Annotated in this window: 17 protein-coding genes, 1 tRNA gene and 2 rRNA genes; 13 read left to right on the top strand and 7 right to left on the bottom strand. The window is 44.8% G+C overall.

Annotated elements, in window-relative coordinates:
* A 23S ribosomal RNA gene (locus F1593_RS15165) occupies positions 1-208 on the top strand; the annotation flags it as partial.
* A gap of 114 nt (positions 209-322) precedes the next feature.
* Positions 323-395: transfer RNA gene (locus F1593_RS15160), tRNA-Ala, on the top strand.
* Positions 396-521: 126 nt separating this feature from the next.
* On the opposite strand, the gene F1593_RS15155 is transcribed toward F1593_RS15160, so the two are convergent.
* A complete protein-coding gene (locus F1593_RS15155) occupies positions 522-1,046 on the bottom strand; it encodes a YceI family protein (protein ID WP_149402404.1) in 525 nt (174 codons plus the stop codon).
* Positions 1,047-1,288: 242 nt separating this feature from the next.
* A 5S ribosomal RNA gene (gene rrf / locus F1593_RS15150) occupies positions 1,289-1,405 on the bottom strand.
* A gap of 260 nt (positions 1,406-1,665) precedes the next feature.
* On the opposite strand from rrf, the gene F1593_RS15145 reads away from it, so the two are divergent.
* From F1593_RS15145 to F1593_RS15120, 6 genes are all read left to right on the top strand, one after another.
* The gene (locus F1593_RS15145) at positions 1,666-2,133 is read left to right on the top strand and encodes a hypothetical protein (protein ID WP_149402403.1); all 468 of its coding nucleotides are present in this window, start codon (positions 1,666-1,668) and stop codon (positions 2,131-2,133) included.
* A 251-nt stretch (positions 2,134-2,384) separates the two neighbouring features.
* Positions 2,385-3,428, top strand: a complete 1,044-nt coding sequence (locus F1593_RS15140; RefSeq protein ID WP_172632137.1) for a 2-hydroxyacid dehydrogenase — start codon at positions 2,385-2,387, stop codon at positions 3,426-3,428.
* A 33-nt stretch (positions 3,429-3,461) separates the two neighbouring features.
* Positions 3,462-4,091 (top strand): histidine phosphatase family protein, encoded by a 630-nt coding sequence (locus F1593_RS15135; protein WP_149402401.1) that lies wholly within the window; start codon positions 3,462-3,464, stop codon positions 4,089-4,091.
* A gap of 166 nt (positions 4,092-4,257) precedes the next feature.
* Complete coding sequence (locus tag F1593_RS15130; RefSeq protein WP_149402400.1) at positions 4,258-4,440, top strand: hypothetical protein; 183 nt, start codon at positions 4,258-4,260, stop codon at positions 4,438-4,440.
* Between the two features lie 57 nt (positions 4,441-4,497).
* Positions 4,498-4,812, top strand: a complete 315-nt coding sequence (locus F1593_RS15125; protein ID WP_149402399.1) for a 4a-hydroxytetrahydrobiopterin dehydratase — start codon at positions 4,498-4,500, stop codon at positions 4,810-4,812.
* A 225-nt stretch (positions 4,813-5,037) separates the two neighbouring features.
* Positions 5,038-5,511, top strand: coding sequence for a peroxiredoxin (locus tag F1593_RS15120; protein ID WP_149402398.1), 474 nt, complete (start codon positions 5,038-5,040; stop codon positions 5,509-5,511).
* 198 nt (positions 5,512-5,709) lie between these two features.
* Here F1593_RS15120 and F1593_RS15115 read toward each other — a convergent pair whose 3' ends face one another.
* Together F1593_RS15115 and F1593_RS15110 are read right to left on the bottom strand one after the other, a co-directional pair.
* On the bottom strand, positions 5,710-7,371 hold the full coding sequence (locus F1593_RS15115) for a glycosyltransferase family 39 protein (RefSeq protein ID WP_149402397.1): 1,662 nt from the start codon (positions 7,369-7,371) through the stop codon (positions 5,710-5,712).
* Between the two features lie 291 nt (positions 7,372-7,662).
* Positions 7,663-8,841, bottom strand: coding sequence for a lipid II:glycine glycyltransferase FemX (locus tag F1593_RS15110; RefSeq protein ID WP_149402396.1), 1,179 nt, complete (start codon positions 8,839-8,841; stop codon positions 7,663-7,665).
* Positions 8,842-9,646: 805 nt separating this feature from the next.
* Between F1593_RS15110 and F1593_RS15105 the strand changes: the two genes are divergently transcribed.
* Both F1593_RS15105 and F1593_RS15100 read left to right on the top strand, forming a co-directional pair.
* A complete protein-coding gene (locus tag F1593_RS15105) occupies positions 9,647-9,901 on the top strand; it encodes a helix-turn-helix domain-containing protein (protein WP_235932593.1) in 255 nt (84 codons plus the stop codon).
* Between the two features lie 249 nt (positions 9,902-10,150).
* Positions 10,151-10,870 (top strand): YjbE family putative metal transport protein, encoded by a 720-nt coding sequence (locus tag F1593_RS15100; protein WP_149402395.1) that lies wholly within the window; start codon positions 10,151-10,153, stop codon positions 10,868-10,870.
* Positions 10,871-11,134: 264 nt separating this feature from the next.
* On the opposite strand, the gene F1593_RS15095 is transcribed toward F1593_RS15100, so the two are convergent.
* Both F1593_RS15095 and F1593_RS15090 read right to left on the bottom strand, forming a co-directional pair.
* A complete protein-coding gene (locus F1593_RS15095; RefSeq protein WP_149402394.1) occupies positions 11,135-12,280 on the bottom strand; it encodes a methyl-accepting chemotaxis protein in 1,146 nt (381 codons plus the stop codon).
* 21 nt (positions 12,281-12,301) lie between these two features.
* The gene (locus F1593_RS15090; protein ID WP_149402393.1) at positions 12,302-12,850 is read right to left on the bottom strand and encodes a hypothetical protein; all 549 of its coding nucleotides are present in this window, start codon (positions 12,848-12,850) and stop codon (positions 12,302-12,304) included.
* Between the two features lie 557 nt (positions 12,851-13,407).
* Between F1593_RS15090 and F1593_RS15085 the strand changes: the two genes are divergently transcribed.
* Positions 13,408-14,064, top strand: coding sequence for a TMEM175 family protein (locus tag F1593_RS15085; RefSeq protein WP_149402392.1), 657 nt, complete (start codon positions 13,408-13,410; stop codon positions 14,062-14,064).
* Between the two features lie 113 nt (positions 14,065-14,177).
* On the opposite strand, the gene F1593_RS15080 is transcribed toward F1593_RS15085, so the two are convergent.
* Positions 14,178-15,086 carry a hypothetical protein gene (locus F1593_RS15080; RefSeq protein ID WP_149402391.1) on the bottom strand — a complete coding sequence of 303 codons (909 nt, stop codon included), beginning with the start codon at positions 15,084-15,086 and terminating at the stop codon, positions 14,178-14,180.
* Between the two features lie 369 nt (positions 15,087-15,455).
* On the opposite strand from F1593_RS15080, the gene F1593_RS15075 reads away from it, so the two are divergent.
* A complete protein-coding gene (locus F1593_RS15075) occupies positions 15,456-17,384 on the top strand; it encodes a protein kinase family protein (protein ID WP_149402390.1) in 1,929 nt (642 codons plus the stop codon).
* A 291-nt stretch (positions 17,385-17,675) separates the two neighbouring features.
* Positions 17,676-19,385 (top strand): oligosaccharide flippase family protein, encoded by a 1,710-nt coding sequence (locus F1593_RS15070; RefSeq protein WP_149402389.1) that lies wholly within the window; start codon positions 17,676-17,678, stop codon positions 19,383-19,385.
* Positions 19,386-19,522 lie beyond the last annotated feature (137 nt).

Genomic DNA, 19,522 nt, shown 5'->3' with positions numbered 1-19,522 from the left:
AGTTGGCCCGCCCGGGCCAGAGCTGGATAGCTATGTCGAGAAGGGATAAGCGCTGAAGGCATCTAAGCGCGAAGCCGCACCCAAGATAAGTTTTCCCATCTCTTCGTGAGATCAAGATCCCAGGCAGAACACCTGGTTGATAGACGGCACGTGCAAGCCTGGTAACAGGTGCAGCGAAGCCGCCCTAATGATCGTACGGCTTGTTTCACACGTTTGTATCTTCATCGTGGCTCTACAATGGATGGCGCGTCGTCTGCTTCAACAAAGCTGACAGGAAAGCGCTCGGCAAAATTGAGGAAATGCACGTTTCAGTGGTTCACCTGGGGACGTAGCTTAGCTGGTAGAGCGCCGCCTTTGCACGGCGGAGGTCAGGAGTTCGAATCTCCTCGTCTCCATTCATCAGAGAAGGCTAGAAGCAATGGGATAAACCCGCTTCTAGCCTTTCTTTATGCCCATTTCCTGCTTCCATAATTTTACTTTCTCACAATCTAGCTGCATCTGGTGTGATTATATGTGCATCTCTATAGCATTTGTATTGCTTCTGTAAATATTTCGAGGCGTGTTTCGTTTCCTACCAGGGATATACCATCCGTGATTTGATTGAATTGCATGTTAAAGTCGCGCCGATCAATGATCGTTGTCGCTGATAAGCCAATCCTCCAGGTGTTGGTCAGAGGATCTCGATTCTGGCCTGTGTAGGCTACCTGGAACGCCACGGTTTTCTTTACTCCATGGAGTAAGAGATCCCCATTCAGGATACAATGATTCTGGTCTACCTGCTTCATTTGTGTGCTCTCAAATGTAAGCATGGGATATCTGTAAACATCGAAGAAATCGGAGGAGCGCAGGTGGGCATCGCGCCGAGTGGAACCTGTATAAATACTGTCGGTTTTAACCTGAGCTTTTACCCAGGAACGTTCTGGATGTTGCGTGTCCAGCTCGATAGAGCCGTGCACGTCCGAAAAGCGTCCTTTGACAACGCTAATCATCAGGTGCCTGACAGCGAATTCGACCACACTATGCAAAGGATCGATTTCAAATATCATGTAAAGCACTCCTAATTATCAATTTTAATGGATGAGATAAGAGGTAATAATAGTATCATTGTTTGTTCACAATATATTATACCAGATAAGAGTATTCTCCGGTCTTGCAAGAGAGGATGAATAATTAAAAAGCAAGCCATCATTCTTGTAAACATTTTGTGGAAATACAATATATTAGAAATATAATATTCTAATGATGAGGATCTTTCGTGCGCAACAAAAAACACCCGTGTGGGCGGGTGAGACGGCGACTTCCTATTTTCCCACGCAGTTGCCCACGGAGTATCATCGGGGAGGAAGAGCTTAACTACCGTGTTCGGGATGGGAACGGGTGTACCCTCTTCGCTAGTGTCACCGGCTCACCTGCACAGACAGGTGTTCTCGATGTGGACATACTACTACATCCTTGCGCTTCTGTCAACCCCTTTTCGAGCGCCCTTCCTAAAATAGGTCTGAGTACTTGATGGTACTAGATTACACGCCCATCTTTCTCCCTTTTCATTTTCCTTTAATCAAGCTCTCCCATACTATGTACCATGCAATCAGTAAGGTCGCTTGCTGACAGAGTTTTTTTTCTGACGAAGTTTTTTATAACCATAAACGGAGAGAGTATCATCTTATGAATATGAACATGGCACACATACATCTATTAGTGAATCATTTCCCAATTATTGGTTCAATAGGCGTTGCCGTTATGTTTGCTATTGCTTTAATTTTTAAAAATAGTTTCTTACAGAAGCTTTCGCTCTGGTTCTTGATTGTGGTGGCATTATTTACTGCGCTTGCTTACTTATCAGGAGACGGAGCTACCAGGGTGCTGGAGAGCTTTACCCACATTTCTATCTCAATGGTGCACGACCATGAAGCTATGGCTCGTATTGGCCTGATCCTGATGTTTATTACTGGCGCGATTTCAGTCTTTGGGGTACTTTTTTATACGCGCAAACCAGCTCTTCCATTATATTTCCAGATCCTGGTGATGGCGCTTCTGATCATCAGTGTTGGTGTATTTATTTATATTGGTTATCTGGGTGGATTGATCAATCATCCTGAAATCCGCGCTTCCCTGCCTGCCTGGTTGGCATAGTATCTGTTTATTCTCCTCTTTGCTTTAGCGACACACCGTAATAATCATTCATTATGTGTCGCTTCCTCTTTTTTTGGACAGTGAGCTACGGCACTATCACCTTTGTATGTCCGAATATCGTGTACTGATTAGAGTAGATTGTGGGAGGTGTTTCTTTTCTTTCCTCGTTTCTTATAGTTAAGTAAGTAGTGTTTTTTAGCGCGTTGATCAGTCTGTTTTGTATGAGTAACAGGCAGAAGGGAAGTCTGGCTATGCGTATCCTCTGTGCAGGTGATGCTTTTATGAAGCCTGAGTTTTTTGTGGCTGCTTTACGTGAAGAATTGGGTGAGGGCCATGAATATATCACGAACAGTAGCGGCTGGCCTGATGTGCCGTATTGTGAGTCGGATGAGATACAGGAATGGGTGGGTGATGAAAAGCAGTTGATACATTTGATGCCAGGGGTACAGATTCTGGTGACGCATGTGGCTCCTGTGACTGCCGCTTTGTTGCAGGCAGCGCCAGATCTGAGAATGATCAGTTGTAGTCGCGGTGGACCGGTGAATATCAATCTACAGGCTGCTACGGAATGTGGTATTTCTGTGGCCTTTGTACCCGGACGTAATGCTCAAGCTGTGGCAGAATATACGATTGGTTTAATTATCGCCGGTCAGAGACATATTGTAGAAAGTGATGCGGCACTCAGGCAAAACGCTACCTGGTCTGGTCATCTCTATGCTTATGATCAAGCTGGCACCGAGCTGATCGGCCACACCCTTGGTTTGTTTGGGATGGGGCAAATTGGTGTTCGTGTGGCGCGTCTGTTGCGTAATTTTAGTATGTGTATCATTACCTATGATCCTTATATTGATAGTGTAGAGGCGCGTGAGGTTGGTGTTGAAAAAATGCATGATTTCAAACGTTTCCTGGCTGAAGCGGATATTTTGAGCTTGCATATGCGTCTGACCCCTGAAACGCGTGGCATCGTTAATCGAGAAACACTGTCAATGATGAAGCGCGGTGCTTATCTTGTAAACACTGCTCGTGGCAAGTTAATCAAAACAGATGATCTGGTTGAGGCATTGGCGACGGGCCAACTGTCAGGCGCAGCTCTGGATGTGTTTGAGCATGAGCCATTGACAGCCGATAACCCACTATTGCGTTTTCCGCAGGTGATTGTAACGTCCCATCTGGCTGGTTCCTCCAGAGAGGTCGCTCACCGAACTGCCCGCTGGACCGCTGAGGAAGTTGGACGTTTTGTGCGTGGGGAATCTTTGCGTGCCTGTGCGAATCCTGCGGTGATTAAACCTTGTTAATATGCTTGCTTGATTGGTAAGTGGAGGAGAAAAATGACTTCACAATCAGAATTGACAACACGCCTTTTACTGGTGCGCCATGGACAGACAGAACAGAGCCGAGAGGATGCCTTTTGTGGCGTGACTGAGGTCCCTTTGACAGCTGAAGGACGTATTCAGGCTCAAAAGCTGGCTACGCGCTTGCATTCTCAAACAGTTGATGCCTTGTATTGTAGTACTCAAGGGCGAGCTCGTGAAACTGCAGCCCCTATCGCGCAGGCCTTGGAATTAAAAGCTCAGGAATGTACGTCTTTACGCGAGATGAGTTTTGGCCTCTGGGAAACACGCTCACGTCAGGATTTAGCTGAACATTGTCCTAAAGAATTAGCTTTGTGGGAACGAGGTTCATGGATGGTACAGATGCCCGATGGTGAGTCTCAACAAGCCGTTATCGCGCGTGTGATGCCCTGTATGGTTGATCTCTTACACCAATATGCAGGTAAAACTCTGGTGGTTGTGAGCCATAAATCGACCCTGCGGCTCTTCCTGGGACAGGTCCTCAATATGTCATTGACCGCAAGCCGTAGCCTGCGTCTGGACCCTGCCAGTCTGACTGAGTTGCACCTTACATTGGATGTTGCGCAATTGATCTATTGCAATGACACCAGTCATCTATCTTCATAAAAGTATCCTACTGTTGCCTCACCTTTTGTCGTTCAGGCTTAAACATCACATTTACGCTAGACGAAGTGTAGATATGTGACGTATCCTTTCTATAGAAGACGTTTTCTTTTTTAGTAGAGGAGTTCATGCACATGAATCATCTACCATTCATCAGATTGATGCCAGCTTGATACGCCGCGTTCCTGATCAAGATTCGATTAAAACCATGATCCAGGGTATTGATAATCTTATCGATACAGCATTTATACAGGAAAAACTATTCAGCGAGCTTGGTGTCGCCTGGGCACAGCCAGGTAAGATTGTCTCGCTGCGCGATTACAGCACCTTCCCGGCTACTACGCATAGTTGATTGCCAGCGTGATGTATATTTTGTCTCGTGTCTATAATTCTTGTAGAAAGGAGTTGCATGATGACATCTTTGGTTACAAAATTGAGTGATGAAGAGGTACGCGCGCGGCTTTTGCAGATTCCTACCTGGAAACTCAATCGTGGTGAATTAGAGTGTACCTTCTCGCTGACATCTTTTCCGCAGGCCGTTCTTTTTGTTGATGCCGTTGCCTTGCTGGCTGAATCCGAGCAGCACCATCCCGATATAACAATTACTTATGATACTGTTATCTTGCGCGTTGCTACTCATTCAGCGGGTGGTATTAGTGAAAAAGATTTTATGCTGGCACAGCGTATAAGTCAGCTTGAGCGGGTATTTCAGATCATCAAATAGTGAGTACCTGTGGATAGCTCTGTCGCTTTTTTCACTACAGTATTGTTTGCTTTACAGTGCGAAAAGCAAGCAATACTGTGTCTCTATATATACGCATCTATGATTTATTCTATGAAGATGTGCTACCATAGTTATTGTTTAGATGTTTGTGATTGCATTACCTGAAGTAGAGAATACAAGCATCTCTTAAGTAAATATGCTCTGCCGAAAAGGAGTTCTATCAAGATGGCCTCACCAACAGCCGCCAAAATCAATGTAGGAGATAAAGCCCCTGATTTTACATTGTCCACCCAAACCGGTACGTCTGTCAGCTTAAAGGATTATCTGGGCGAAAAAGCAATCGTTCTCTATTTTTATCCCAAGGATGATACCCCGGGTTGTACCACCGAGGCTTGTGCTTTTCGTGATAGCTATGAAGTTTTCAAGCATGCAGGCGCGGAAGTTCTCGGTATTAGCTCGGATAGCGTCGCCGCCCATCAAAAATTTTCTACTAAATATCATTTACCTTTTATTCTTTTAAGCGATCCCAGAGGGGTGGCGCGTAAATTATTTGGAGTGCCCCCTACCTTTGGTCTCTTGCCTGGTCGTGTTACCTATGTGATTGATAAAGAGGGTATTGTACGGCATATCTTCTCATCGCAATTCGCTGTTGAAAAGCACATTGAAGAGGCGCTCAATACTCTCAAAGCTGCTAAATAATATTCTGGCTGCACCTTAAGCGCAAAATTTGTCGAGATGAATCGGTCTCCCATGTCACTCTCTTACTTATGATTTTTCGCGCCAGGGACACTCAGAAGGAGTTATTATATGGTACAGAAAATAGCTGATCCATTTTCTGTACCATATAATAACAAGGGCATAGGTACGCGAATGTTTGCACACAAGCAAGCAACTTTCTTATTCATTATTTGTTGCATTATCTATTGCTTCTTCAATAGAAATAATGCTGCCAACTTGTTCTATGTGTCGCTTGTTTTTGCGTAGCTGGATATAGCTTCTCACTATTAATTCAATTCCTAGTGCTGACAATAGGAGCATGGGGAGAAGGATCTGAAGTTGGAGCCAGGGGCCCTTTTCTCCAATCCATGAGTAGAAAATTGCTGTGCCTAGAAACCAGTAACTGAGCCAGAGACGTAGATAGGTTGGATAGCGCAGGCTATATAGAATGCCCATAAGGGCCAGTAGCAAGCTGATCTGCTCAACTAGTTGCATTGACTGCAGATAGTAGTACCAGGGTTGGGTCGTATGGGTCGCTTGTAGTTGTCCTAGCCAGTAGGCGGTGGCGCGCCAGATTCCATCTCCAATTCCAGCATGGAGATTGCTGAATAGTGCAGTGAAGAGGATTATGAAAAGGATACTACCCCAGACCAGGCTAAGAAACCAGTATATCCAGGTTGTATGTGCCAGCATATTCAGAATTGGCTGCCGCTCTGGATCGATCCTGCGTACAAATGTTGCAGGTCCTTCTTTGATGTGCCCGAGGTATTCGTGAAAAAGTAAGAGCAGAGCGACCAGCGCCAGGCAAGCACCTAACCATGGTAGCAAGAAATCTGTACGCGCGTTAAGCTGTTTAAGCGTATCGCTTGTAGCTGTTGGATGTTTGTTTATCGCCTGTCCGATGCTAATTAACCAACCAAGCAGTATCCTGATAGCTATTCCCAACCCGATGATATACATGCCAAGTAGATAGGGAGCCCCGGTCCCGGGTAGCCAGCGCGCGAGATTTGTCCTTGTGGATAGCGGTTGGGATCGTATATACCAGCGATTACTGCTTTCCCAGATAACAAGCGCACCTCCAAAGCTGATACCCAGAAACATCACAAGCAGTGTTGTCTCTTTCGATGCGTAGGCTAATACTAGCGCACTGACTGATAGCAACATCCAATAGAGTTTATGGGTCTGACGATAACGTACTGTCGCAACAATCAGTAATAAGCTAAAAGCACTTACAAATATATCCTCACGCGCTACACGAGAGAAGTACACCACGCTTGGTGAGAGCGCTAGTAAAAGACTGGCTATCCATGCCGGCAATCTTCCCAGGCTAGAGCGTAAGAAATACGGCAGACCCACCAGCATAATGCCCATGAGAGCGCTTGCCAGGCGTAGCGAAGTGTTATTGACTGGTGTGGACAGCCATTGTGTTATTTGATAGATACCAGCCTCGATCATATATGATATGGGACCATGAAAAGCTGGATTATAATGGTAACAGGTAGGAGCAGCGGTCCCTGCGCATTGTTGCCAATGTTGCAGATTGTCATGCAGAAAGAGTTGCGCATAGGTACTATGAATACGCTCATAGGCTTGTAGGGGCTGGCTATTTAACTGCCAGATACGCACTATCGCTGCCAGTATCAGTACGCCCAGAAATGCAAATTTTTCAAATTTTTCAAATTTTCGTGTTCCTGGGGATGAGCCCGTTTGTGATTGAAGTGACTGTTTGGGAAGCGTTGTCAGTGCTCGAGTGTCTGGAGGTGGATTTTGTGCTGCCTGGATTTTGCCTGAAGCGTTTTCCACGAAATCCTTTTCTGGTTGCTGCGCCGAATGATAAGACATAATTCTATCCTACTTATATTTTTCCCTATTTTGCCTGTGCACCGATAACCAATCTGGCTAGCGTGTTCCCTGAGAGCTACAGGTCACAATAAAATGAAATTATATAAAGTAATTCAAGTGACATTATACATTACATTCAGGCGCGGTGCATGAAATTTTATCTCATATACAGAAAATCTTACAAGCATTGTATCATCAGCTTCATGGTAGCAAATAACAGGACAGGGCTACCTCCCAGAAAGATGAAAACGATATCATCTGGGAGGTAGCCCTGTCTGTGTGGCAAAGATCTTATTTTTTGCTTTCCACTGTGCTTTGCTCTTCAAGCGCTGGCGCAGCGGTCTGTGTGGCAGGTGCAGCCTTGGATTGCTGTTGTCCTCTCGCTACGCGTTCAAGCTCAAGCTGTGAGCGTTCTTTGTTGCGACGTGCACGGCGGATATCAATCATTTTATTCCAGGCTTTATAGAGCACTGGATTATAGATGTAATCCTGCGTATTGATTACTAAACGTGAATATCCATCAAAGCCCTTTTTAAACTCGTAAACCCCCCACATCTCTTCTCCTGGCTTGAGGATATTTGGAATAGCACGAAAATCGAAAAAGCTACATCCATTCTCTTTTGCCCAGAGGAAACAATGATATTGGATCAGGTAGGTGGCTTTTAAATTGCGCTTATGATTGGACGAACCACCAAACATATCCCAGCACCAATCGCCTACTTTGATTAACATCTTTGTGGCAAGTGCCTCGCCCTCGTGTTCTGCCAGCAGCAGCACAGCTTGTCCTTGCTTCTTGTAACGGGTATACATTTCTTTATGATATTCTTTGCTGTGGATAAAGAAATCGTCACGCTCACCAGTGGTCGTAAGGATATTATAGTAGGCATCAAAATCCGCGTCTGTATTGGCTTCACGGATCGTAACCCCTTTGCGTTGTGATACACGTACGTTTTGACGCCAGGTCATTTTAAAATTAGCCAGTAGCGTCTCCGTGCTGGGGCGTACATCCAGAACCCAGCTACGACGTGAAACACCCGTATGCGTATTGGTCCTGAAACCAAGTTTCTGAAAGGCCTGAAGCCACTCTTCTGCCCGTTGATCGTCATCAGGAATGTTGGGGTCGATACGCAACACAACAGCATGCTCTTTTTTTGCGATTCCTTGCGCATGTTGAACCAGCGCGGCCAGGGCTGGCGAATTAGGATCTTCAAGGACAGGGCCACGGATGCAATAGAGATAATTGAGATGTACGACTGGCAATGGAATGCCCACGACATGCAATTGCATCACGCCAATTAACTGATCATCAATGAGCGCACCAAGACGATAAACATGTGCGCCTAAATATTGATTGAGCTCTCCCCATTCGTACGATTGCATAAGATGCACATACTGCTGCTGACTGACGAATGTATTCCATTGCTCGCGGTTAGTAATTTCTTGAATAGTTATATGTGCTGATGTATTCATGATGATGGTACTTTCCAGTGTATTTTGAATTATACCAGAGATACGATGGACGAGTACGTAACGGTTTGTATCGAAACGATAATGCTTCTTTGTTTACGTTTATTGCCTTGATGGCGCTCTTTATATACTTCACTCCACGAATCTTCCTGTGCTATAGAACAGTTCTTCTCTTAGCACCTTATTGGTATACCATATTTTATAGCTAGAGGGATAGCAGACAGAACTTTTGGATCATTCCGCAACGGCAATCTAATGGGGCTGTTCCCTTTTTTTAAAGGGCTGCGTGAACTATCCAACTTTCCTCACAGCGTGCGATATCTTACTCTGGATAAAGATAGTAAGTGTTGTGTTTCGGATCGCACTGTATAATCTCTTACCTCCTTACACGTCGCTCTGCTTCATCTTAAAGGATGTTGCGTTTTGGCTATTGAGACGCGTTCACTGTGGAAGTTACCGCTAGCAAGGGGCGTATGGTCTATTATGACTTCCTCGATGTTGCACTGTCTTGCCAACACAGATGTACTGCTTTAAGCTTGTCGATTTTTCATCATCTCTTATGTCGATGTATAATGAGTAGTGATTCTTTACCCTAAAGCATTCTATTCAACGTCTTTATTCTATAAATTGATCTGTAGTAGCACTGGAAGTGCTTATGGTGGACACTAATGGTGTAGAGCTATCCTGAAGGATTTCAACACTTATTAGTTTAAAAAATACAGTTCAATTTCGGTAGCATGTGTATGCATAGTCGTGCACACGCATGTAGTGTAACATGCTATTTGTGATGTGCTAAAGGAGTTCAAAAATGGCCCGACACAAACAAGAAGGAATGGAAGAGGAGCGGGGAATGAATGAGAATGAGGCAGGGGGAGATTTGTTGACGGTTCGTGAAGTAGCGCGTCATTTGCGTGTAGATGATACTACTGTGCGTCGTTGGATCAAATCTGGCGCTCTAGAAGCGGTAGCGCTTCCACATAGCGGTAAGCGCTGTGGCTATCGTGTACGAAAGCATACTCTTGATGCTTTGTTTAGTACGACGAATGTACCTACCACGGTTTGATCATGTTTTTATAAAGGGAGCGATACATATATACGTGTATCGCTCCTTTTTTTGATTTGATATTTCTTTCCTGGTTACGTTTAACCATTTATCCCATGCTGTTGGGGTGCGGCACCCCTATGCTCTTTTTTATCATTCTCATTTAAAATAATAATGGCCGTTTGCTTTAGAAGAATGAAGCGGATGTGTTGTTCGTAGCGTGCAAGATGCAGGGGTAACGTAATTGTCATTGTGTAAGGAGTGAATTGGATGCTTCAGTGGGTGACTGCTATTGGTGGCATTGTATTATCAGATCTTGTTTTAAGTGGAGATAACGCTTTAGTTATTGGTGCGGCGGCCGCCGGTTTGCCACGCCAGCAGCGTTATTGGGCAATTATGTGTGGCGGGGGGGGAGCAATTGTGTTGCGTATTCTTTTTGCAATTGTTGCAACCATCCTGTTACAAATCCCCTATCTCGGTGTTTTTGGTGGCATTATTCTACTATATATTGCTATCAGGCTGCTGCTGGATCGGAGTAAAGAAGCGCGAAAATCCAACCAGGAGCGACTGCAAGAACAGGAGGAATTAACCCGAAGAGGTGCGGGCAGTTTTTGGACTGCGCTGACTACCATCCTTGTTGCCGATGCGACCATGAGTTTAGATAATGTATTGGCTGTGGGCGCATTAGCTGAAGGGAATATATTATTTCTGGTGATCGGTTTAATTCTCAGTATTGGTATATTATTGCTTGGAAGCTCGCTACTGGCTAAATTGATGGATCATCTTCCCTGGTTATTGGATGTTGCTTGTCTGGTATTAGCCTTGACCGCATCCCATATCCTGCTTGGTGATGATAGCTTACAAACATTTTTTGAAGCCTTGCCCTGGATAAAGTTTGCAGCGCCAGCTCTGGCTATTATGATTGTTGCTATCGCTGATGTTTATCTACGTCGTCGCGATAAAATAGTACAGCAGCGTTTATCTGCTTAAAGCAATGAGGTCAGAATGGGAGGGTGGCTGGCGTCGTGAATAGAATATCGAAGCTTGTTTGGTTCTCTGCCTCTTTTCTCTCTCTCTTGAAATTTGCCTTTAGAAATGTATTCCTCCTTGCGCTCGATTGTTATTTCTCGCATCCAAATACGTATGGCATATCACAGGTAATTCTTGCTGTAAAAGTAAGGATTACCTGTGGTTCGTATCTAGTAGCGATGTAAACAGTATTGTTTGATTGTGAGGCACAGATTTACAGAGTACTCACAGGTGTTTTGGCCGTGGTGTTTGTGAATACATTTTGCTTTTGGAGGGTAAAGGCGTGTGGATATTATTCTGTTGGGAGGTTGGTATCTGAGTGTAAGATAACGTTTTCCCTTGCAGAGCTGCAATGAGAGGATCAATGGCTGTCTGAGTAAATGGGAGGCGTGGTAATTGATGTTCCTGTTCCGCTTTCTGAGTCGTGTAGACACATGATGCTACTGCCTGCTCCACGCGTTGCAATTCTCTTTCGGCCTGTACCGCTCGCTGGAAGCGAACCAGTAAGGTATTCAATGCCCGTGCGATCTGCCAGAGTGCGTTATCCTGAGTTAGTGGTGCGCGAGCGTTGAGATTGCCATTGGCGATTGCAACATGCGTTTGTAGAATATGTTCGATGCCCTCTTCCAATTCGCGTTTTTGATCACCCAGAACATGCTCAAGAGTGGCAACCATCTCAGCTCGATCTGCCCGCGCAATAGCTTTCGTGGTACTGGAGACCCATATATATGAGACGCCCGCTACAATGAACTGGAGTGCAATTGGCCTGACCAGCAGAGGTATCAACTGTGTTTGAATGTCTAGATTCATAGAGGCAAGATGTGGTTGATAGATTAAGCTTGCTACAATGATGAGGGAATTTACCAGCGCGAGCAGGAATACACTTCGTGCAGGTAATAAAGAGACGACTAGCAGTTCAATCATGATATAGAGATCATAAAGTTGGATGCTCGGTTCATCCAGGGGGGTCAACATGACAATTGCCAGGCTTAACACCAATTCGCACATGATCACAATAATGATCGAGGCTAGAGAGGTCAGTCCGCGTCGATTGAGAATCAGCCCTACCACAGCCGCTATAATCAATCCACTAACTGCCCAGGCAATATTTGGATTGCGTAACAACAGGCAGCAGGGGAGAAATACTATGAAAACAATGATATAGTAAAACAGCACTGTACTCAGAAGGTGCGATTTACGAACTGTCTCGCGCTTGAAAAAGCTGGCATCAGGCGATACTTCGGGTATGGATGTGGTGGTATACCACCATTGCACTATGGAGTTTTGGGGCATAGCATCATTTTTTTCCACCTGTTCAGGCGACCAATTATGCTTTGGAAGAGGTGTTTCTGAAGATAATTGTTGTGTCATAACTGAGCTTCCCTTCTACTTTTACACAAGTATGATAATGAACTTCATTGTGAGCAGGACGCGCAGTGCCTCTTCAGTAACTTCAGCCGGAAGAGGCGCTTTAGACTTAATTCCCTCAATGTTTGTTACACCATCGATTAAATCGTACACAACGGATAATAATAACTTTTGCTGATAAGACCATCCTTCCAACCATTCGAGATTTAAAGGTGAAACAACCTTTGGTATAGGTGTGTTTTGCGCCGAGTACAGAGGTATAGCTGTCTCTGGATGTGGTGAAGGTAGTGAAGGTGGTGAAGGATTTTGCACCAGCGTCCATTCAAAAGGACCTCGCTCATTATCCACCCGTGTGAGAATACCTTTGTTTGTTCTATGTCGTATCCCCTGTTTGTCTTCTATATAGCACTGTATCACCTTCCCCTCAACCAGATATAAGAACGCTCTGCACCGTCCACGAATGCCTGGCATGTGATGTACTTCAGCATATAGCAGGCCGTTTTTTCGATATTGTTCGAATAATGTAAGGCTAAACTCCAGCCCAAGACTAGCATCAATATTTTCTTTATCCACACAGCACCTTTTACACGTTAGTCAGGCATAGCAATTATCTCCTTTCCATCTTCTTGAGGAGGATCCATTTCTTGTGTTATAAAACACTACCATACATATTGCATCACCCACTCAGTGCCAGAAAGATAATTGTGTCTGCATAGCAAAATGTATCATATTCTTTCCTATTACGTCTATTAATTCTGTATTAATAAGTGTGTATATGTCTTTCACTGCTCCCATCTTGAGTAAGAAATGACGAATGAAAAATAGCATACGTCCGTTATGGGACAAAGATGTTTTAGATGTTATAATATGGAAAATGAGGTGGGCAACCTCTGGTATAGTTTCTCTTCTTGCCAATAAAACTTTATTACTCGTGATACAAATTTATCAGGAATGAATAGCATAGTGTTCTGACTGGCTTCATTTGAAAGGTTGGCGCGCTAAGCGGGCGGGTGGCGGGAGAGGCCAGGGCACAGCTCAAAAACTAGTCAGGGGATTGCATCTCCTGCACCCCTGCTTTTCATATCAAGGCAGTCAGAGTAATAGGAATATTCCAGGTAGGAGTAATGTATATGGAAAACAGTATAGACGAGATTACAAAAGAGACGGGAAGAGTGGAGGCATTTAGTGATGGTGTGTTTGCAATTGCAAGTACCCTCCTGGTACTTGATATCCATTTCACCCCATCAAAAGGGCAAACCTTATGGGATGCTGTAGCTATTCAATGGCCGACTCTGTTAGCATTTGTCATCAGCTTTGCTACCATTGGTGTAATGTGGATTAATCATCACCGTTTGTTTACCCATATCAAAAAAGTTGATACTGGTTTATTAGTTTTGAATCTTGCCCTTTTACTTGTAATTGTTTTTATTCCTGTCCCTACTGCTTTATTAGCTGAATTTCTTACTAATCCACAGAGTAATAATGTTGCGGCCGCTCTGTATACTGGTACATTTTTATGTATGGCTTGTTTTTTTACCATGTTATGGCTGTATGCTTCACATGAGAATAAGTTGCTGGGAGGACATATGGATCATGTGGGTATTCAACGAATTACAGCACAGTATCAGCTTGGGCCTGTTTTTTATCTTGTAGCCTTGGGGGTGGCTTTTGTGAGTGTTCCTCTTACAATTATTCTTAATATTCTATATGCAATTATGTTTGTGCTTCCAACATGGAATTTTAAGAAACGTAATCCTACCTTATCCAATCTTTCTGAAGTGCAATAGTATATAAATATTCTTGTATATGCATGTGACATGTCATTAGTGTAGCAATTCTGACACCGCTGTACACAGTACACAGGCAAGTATCCTTTACGCTATAGCGCTCTGTTGTTGCTTTATTGTGTCATACGAAGATTGCCACACATGATGAGATCGTTACTATCCTGTTTGGTGGTTGTGTTTGTTGGATTTGCTAGAATGAAGACCGCCATATTGCTTGAGGGGAGGTTGGAAGCATTCTTAAAGGTGGTGGATTGATGGATATTTCCATTGCTATCGGCTTTGATATTCTTTAAATCATAGATCACCTTACCGGGTTGTTGGCAGGTTCCCATGCGTATCGTTGCGGCATGGCTACTATTAGGAAGCAGTTCTCTGGCACTTATTTGAACGGTTGTCGAGTTATTTTTGACGCCTAGTTGAACCTTGCCTGTGGCTTTCTCATTGGGGGCCGCAGTCGGTCCTAACGAAAATTGTAGATTGGTGCTCCTATGCGTATTATTAATATTTTTACAGGCGATACTCACTTGTTCGGTTCGGTTGCCTGTTTTATGATTACTCAGTACATTGATCGCCAGGCCAGACGCTTGAATGCCTCCAGTGACATTTTTGAAAGTGGTATTGAAAGTGGCGTGCCCATTTGTATCAGCTTTGATGGCAGGTAAGGTATATTGGCCCGTGGTTGGTTTAGGATTAGCACATGTGTCTGACGCGATCTGTAATGTATGGGTACTGTTGGGCGCCAGTCCGTTGACGGTCCCCTGTACATTTAATGTTTTGGCACTGGCATCATATGCCAGATGAATTGTCCCGGTGGGTTGATGATTCAGATTAGCGCTGGCTTGCGTTGGCGCTGTACTGGTATGCTTTGCTGTTGGCGTGTTTTTTGCTTTTGCTGTTGGTGAAGCCTGTTGTGCGTTTCTCGCAGTTGGAGTAGCTGTTGGGATGGCTGCCTCAGCCGTACTATCGAATAGGTGGCATCCTGCTGTAAGGATGAGCAGACATAAGGATATAACTGTAAACATATGTATCGCTCTTTGGATGTGCATTGATTGTGCAGACATTATTTCCTCCAGGTTCTGAGCATCGGTGGATGCCTACCAAAACGCTCCCATAACATGTGGATGTCTCTTTTGGGGAGGTAACTCTTTGTTTTCGCTTTTTGGGTCGCGATATTTTTATCTATCTATCCATGCTCTATTATGTATGTGTGAGAAATAAACTGCAATGTCAACCGCTTTAAAAGCAATAACTGAGCTGCGTCTGTATAACAGGTACAAGTGCAGTTTGCTATCGTGTTCTATTAGACTTGATCTGAAAACCTATACCATTCACAGGGTCTTCAGAAAAGTGTTTATCGTTTTTTACATATCTATTTATCAAGGAGTGTATCATTGGCTGAACTTCAACTTGTAACCAATGTCTGTCTAAATCCCCAGACCCATCATCCAGTCGCTGATACAGCCCGTGGAAACCTTGTTTGTGCTGTACCTGCATGTGGATTTTTAGTTGCCGGTGCTTTGATTGATAGCTGGCAAGTGTCTGTCCTGTTGCGGCAAGGAGAGCTCTTTGATTTATATCTGGCGACCAACCGTAATGATTTGTTTTCTGGTCGCTCGGGAATGTTGGTCAGAGTTATCAAGCAAGCAAATCCACAGGCGCTTGTGCAGCTGAAAAACATTTTTTCGATGCAGCATCCAGCCATTCACCCGTTGATAAAGGTGGGCTGGACAGGATATGGAAAGCAATTGTTTCTGCTCTCACCTTTTGAGGAGCGTGGTTCACTTGCTCGTTTTGTAGGATCGGAAAGCCATCTGGCGCTTCCGATACTTCTTTCCTTTGTACGACAGATTGTGGATGCGCTTAATTATGCACATGCTCATAATATCGTGCATGGACGTCTTAAACCCGAAAATTGTTTGATTACTACACCTAAAACCATCCAGGTGGCTGATTTCTTCTATGCTTCACCTATTTTTATGGATAAGCAGCGTGCCGTTACGGCGGTGCTAGCTCCCGAGCAATTATTGGCCCGCAAAGAACCGGCCACTGATCAATATGAGCTGGCCCTCTTAATATATCGTTTGTTGAGTGGAAAGCATCCTTTTCCTGGGAGTATGGCTGGTCAGGAGCCATATGTGCCACTTAGCTTTACCCGTCCTGACCTGCCGCACCAACTCGATCAAGTATTAGAATTGGCGCTGGCCCCGTTGCCCGAGCATCGTTTTTATACACTTGAGTCCTTTTTTGTTGCCCTGCAAAGTGCTCTAAATCTATCTATTTCCTCCGCAAGCTTAGAGGAGACTTCTTTAGGCGTGAATAGCCAGAATCTCAATCTGGATCAGCGGCTCATGCCAAAAATGCCATCACTGCCCCTGCCACGCGTAGAATTTGCTATGCCGCAGCAAGTGGAGTCCTTATGCCGACTGGCTGGTCACAGCGCGCCTGTTGAAGGATTGTGTTGGGCGGCCAGTGGAAATAATATGGTCTCTCTAGTAAAGCAGAGTTTGCACTTCTGGCGCATCAACCAGCGTGGGGGGGTGCCAATCAAGACCGTACTCGAAAAGGAAGGGCACATGTTGTCTGTACATTGGTCATCAGATAATATGACAGTGGCAACGACGACGACGACAGGTATGGTTCGGCTCTGGAATAATCCTTATGATATGTCGTCATTAACGACTCCACGTAGTGGCTGGCATGCCCATGAGGGCCGTTGTTCAGCCTTGAGTTGGTCAGCTGATGCCGCGCGTTTATTGACCGGTGGGGACGATGGCTACCTGCGTTTCTGGGATGCATCGACAGGAAAGAATATCGGTGGCTGGCGTGCTCATGCCCCAGGCGGGATTACCGCCGTTGAATGGTTGCCTGATAATCGACTTGTGGCTTCTGGTGGAGAAGATCATCTTATTCACATCTGGCGTGCATCAAATGGGGCGCGCCAGGCAACATGTCGTGCCCATACTGACGAGATTCGCGCGCTTGCCTGGAGTCCTGATGGATCTCTGCTTGCTTCCTATGCAGGCCCGCAAGATCTTCGTATCTGCCTATGGAATAGTCGAACTGGCGAACTATTGGCGGAATGTACTGGTCCTCAAGGTGAAGTGAAGGGATTATTTTGGGCCGCTGATGGGAGCTGGTGCGCGGCTATCTCACTCGATGGATTGCTCCACTGCTGGGCAACGCGTTCTCCGCAAGGGCAGATACAGAGCCAAACCATCGCACTGCCAGGTATACCTGTGGCGGCAGCCTATCTTACTGAGCAGAAGAAGCTAGCTGTCGCACTTTCTGATCGGCTGGTCTATATCTTGCGTTTATCTTAAGGCTATGCGCATGCTCTAAATAGAGAAATGTCGTTCTCTTATAGTAGATTGAAAGGTTACGCAATAGATGATTGATCTTCTTTATCAGAAGTGTTTTCTCTATTAAAATTGGAAGCTCGATTGCATGTTGAGCTAGAAGAAACGCTATGAGTAGTTGCTGATCGATTTTTTGCCGAGTTGGTAAAATGAAACTATACTGTATTTTGCAGTTTCTATTGTTTTGGTTACTATGGAGTTCACTCCAGTAGAGCGACTGGTGGATGTGGTCGAGTTGTTGGGAGGAATATATCTATGTCGCTTTCTCGTGATCGAATGCGATTTTTGTGGCGCCATCGCTTACCGGCTCCTGTTCAGCGAACCACTTATAGCGTGAGTATTGATATTTCAGAAAGTGAAAATGCTCCTGACGAGACTATCCCTGCCACTTCTCTGCTTGCTCCTGTTGATCCTATCCTGTCAGGCACACAGAGTATTCTCTACATGGATATGGTCGTGATAGCAGGTGGAGGCGCGATTGCCAGTATGGGTTATCTTGGTTCTACCTTTATCCGTTACGTAACAAATGTCTTGATGGCCCATATGGTTACACCCGCAGTCTATGGTATGTTTGGAGAAGTCTATAGTTTGATGTATATTCTCGGTTTTATCGCAAAGCTTGGCTTCGATATTGTCTTCATTCGTTTGCTACCTCACTATCGTATGCAAGGACGGCTTGATCTGATATCTGGCTTGACGCGTTTCATCCTTTGCTTTACCATTATTTCGGGTATTAGCATGGCAGGTTTATTCTACTTCTTCTCATCTCAAATTTCACTCTGGTTATATCATGATGCTGCTTACACCGCACTCCTCCGTGAAACAACCCTGTTAATCCCTTTAATTGCCTTACAAATGGTTCTGATTGCTGGTTTGCAGGCGTTTAAGCAAGCGCTTTGGAAGATGTATGTTGAACGTCTGGCACAGCCATTACTAACGCTGATCATCCTGATCTATTGTTTTATGATTGGTTGGCAGGTCGAAGGATTAAGTATCGCCACTATTATTGGATATATCTGTTCTATTGTGTTGGGTCAGGTGATATTGCTACGCATTATGCGGCAGCGCACTGTGCGTATACAAGCGCGCTATAATCCTCGCTTATGGATGGGTTTAACGTTGCCCATGTTTTTTAGTGGGCTGGTCTATGCGCTGGCGGACACGATTAACACGTTACTTCTTGGCATAGTAGCACTGCCTGCTGAGGTTGCTGGTTACTTAGTAGCGGAACGGGCTGCCATATTTGTGACGATGCCGATGGCAGCCCTTGCCGTACGCTATACACCTTTGATTGTAGAATATTATTGTGCCGGTTCCTCTCAAAAACTTGTGCATATGTATCGCGCTATTACACACTGGTCTTTCACCTTAAGTTTTCCTATCTTTCTCTGGCTGTTCGTCTTTCGACAAGCAATTCTCGTCGTCTTTGGCCCTGCCTACCAGCACTATGAAAGGGTACTCATCATTATGGGGAGTGGCTTTTTAGTCTACGCTATCCTTGGTCCTGCCTCCTATATCTTTGCTATGTTAGGATCTCCGCGTTTCATTGTTGCGAGCAGTTGTGTCTCGATTCTATCGAACGTCGTACTCTCTTTTGTACTCATTCAGCACTATGGTGCGTCAGGGGCGGCATTGGCCCTTGTTTTCTCGTCGCTCATCACCTATGGTTTAAGTTTTTTCTGGGTTTACTATCGGCTTAAAATGCAACCCTTCCATCACAATCTCTATAAGCCGCTTTTATCTGGAGTGTTTGCTGCTCTCTCCGGCGTTCTGGCGTCAAATCTTATACAAACCGAAAGCCGAAGCTTGCAGCTGCCGACAACTATACTTGCTATGCTTCTCTTCGTGATTGTTTATGGCCTTGCTCTCTTTTTATTGCGTCTCAGCCCGCAGGACCACTTTGTCCTTTCCCATTTCTTTACTAGAATTATCACTAAAAAACGCGTCACTCATCCTATCATTTGAAGTAAACATTCGCCTGTAACTTTGGGGATTAGTCTGCTGGAATTTTGACAATTATTCTGGTGATTAGATATACTTACTTGTAGCGCTTCACTCCCTTTTATCATTTCCCCATTCTTCTCAAAGCATGCTAAATTGCA

This window comes from Dictyobacter arantiisoli, from assembly GCF_008326305.1.
Taxonomy (GTDB): domain Bacteria; phylum Chloroflexota; class Ktedonobacteria; order Ktedonobacterales; family Ktedonobacteraceae; genus Dictyobacter; species Dictyobacter arantiisoli.
The sequence above is the reverse complement of the archived record's forward strand: the minus strand, read 5'-3'. Positions and strand labels throughout refer to the sequence as shown.

What these genes read in the sequence shown, in the direction of transcription:
- F1593_RS15125 (WP_149402399.1), top strand. Translation starts at nt 4,498, where the DNA reads ATGATGACATCTTTGGTTACAAAATTGAGTGATGAAGAGGTACGCGCG.
- F1593_RS15145 (WP_149402403.1), top strand. Translation starts at nt 1,666, where the DNA reads ATGAATATGAACATGGCACACATACATCTATTAGTGAATCATTTCCCA.
- F1593_RS15085 (WP_149402392.1), top strand. Translation starts at nt 13,408, where the DNA reads ATGGAAAACAGTATAGACGAGATTACAAAAGAGACGGGAAGAGTGGAG.
- F1593_RS15095 (WP_149402394.1), bottom strand. Translation starts at nt 12,280, where the DNA reads ATGACACAACAATTATCTTCAGAAACACCTCTTCCAAAGCATAATTGG.
- F1593_RS15115 (WP_149402397.1), bottom strand. Translation starts at nt 7,371, where the DNA reads ATGTCTTATCATTCGGCGCAGCAACCAGAAAAGGATTTCGTGGAAAAC.
- F1593_RS15070 (WP_149402389.1), top strand. Translation starts at nt 17,676, where the DNA reads ATGTCGCTTTCTCGTGATCGAATGCGATTTTTGTGGCGCCATCGCTTA.
- F1593_RS15100 (WP_149402395.1), top strand. Translation starts at nt 10,151, where the DNA reads ATGCTTCAGTGGGTGACTGCTATTGGTGGCATTGTATTATCAGATCTT.
- F1593_RS15105 (WP_235932593.1), top strand. Translation starts at nt 9,647, where the DNA reads ATGGCCCGACACAAACAAGAAGGAATGGAAGAGGAGCGGGGAATGAAT.
- F1593_RS15080 (WP_149402391.1), bottom strand. Translation starts at nt 15,086, where the DNA reads ATGTTTACAGTTATATCCTTATGTCTGCTCATCCTTACAGCAGGATGC.
- F1593_RS15140 (WP_172632137.1), top strand. Translation starts at nt 2,385, where the DNA reads ATGCGTATCCTCTGTGCAGGTGATGCTTTTATGAAGCCTGAGTTTTTT.
- F1593_RS15135 (WP_149402401.1), top strand. Translation starts at nt 3,462, where the DNA reads ATGACTTCACAATCAGAATTGACAACACGCCTTTTACTGGTGCGCCAT.
- F1593_RS15155 (WP_149402404.1), bottom strand. Translation starts at nt 1,046, where the DNA reads ATGATATTTGAAATCGATCCTTTGCATAGTGTGGTCGAATTCGCTGTC.
- F1593_RS15110 (WP_149402396.1), bottom strand. Translation starts at nt 8,841, where the DNA reads ATGAATACATCAGCACATATAACTATTCAAGAAATTACTAACCGCGAG.
- F1593_RS15120 (WP_149402398.1), top strand. Translation starts at nt 5,038, where the DNA reads ATGGCCTCACCAACAGCCGCCAAAATCAATGTAGGAGATAAAGCCCCT.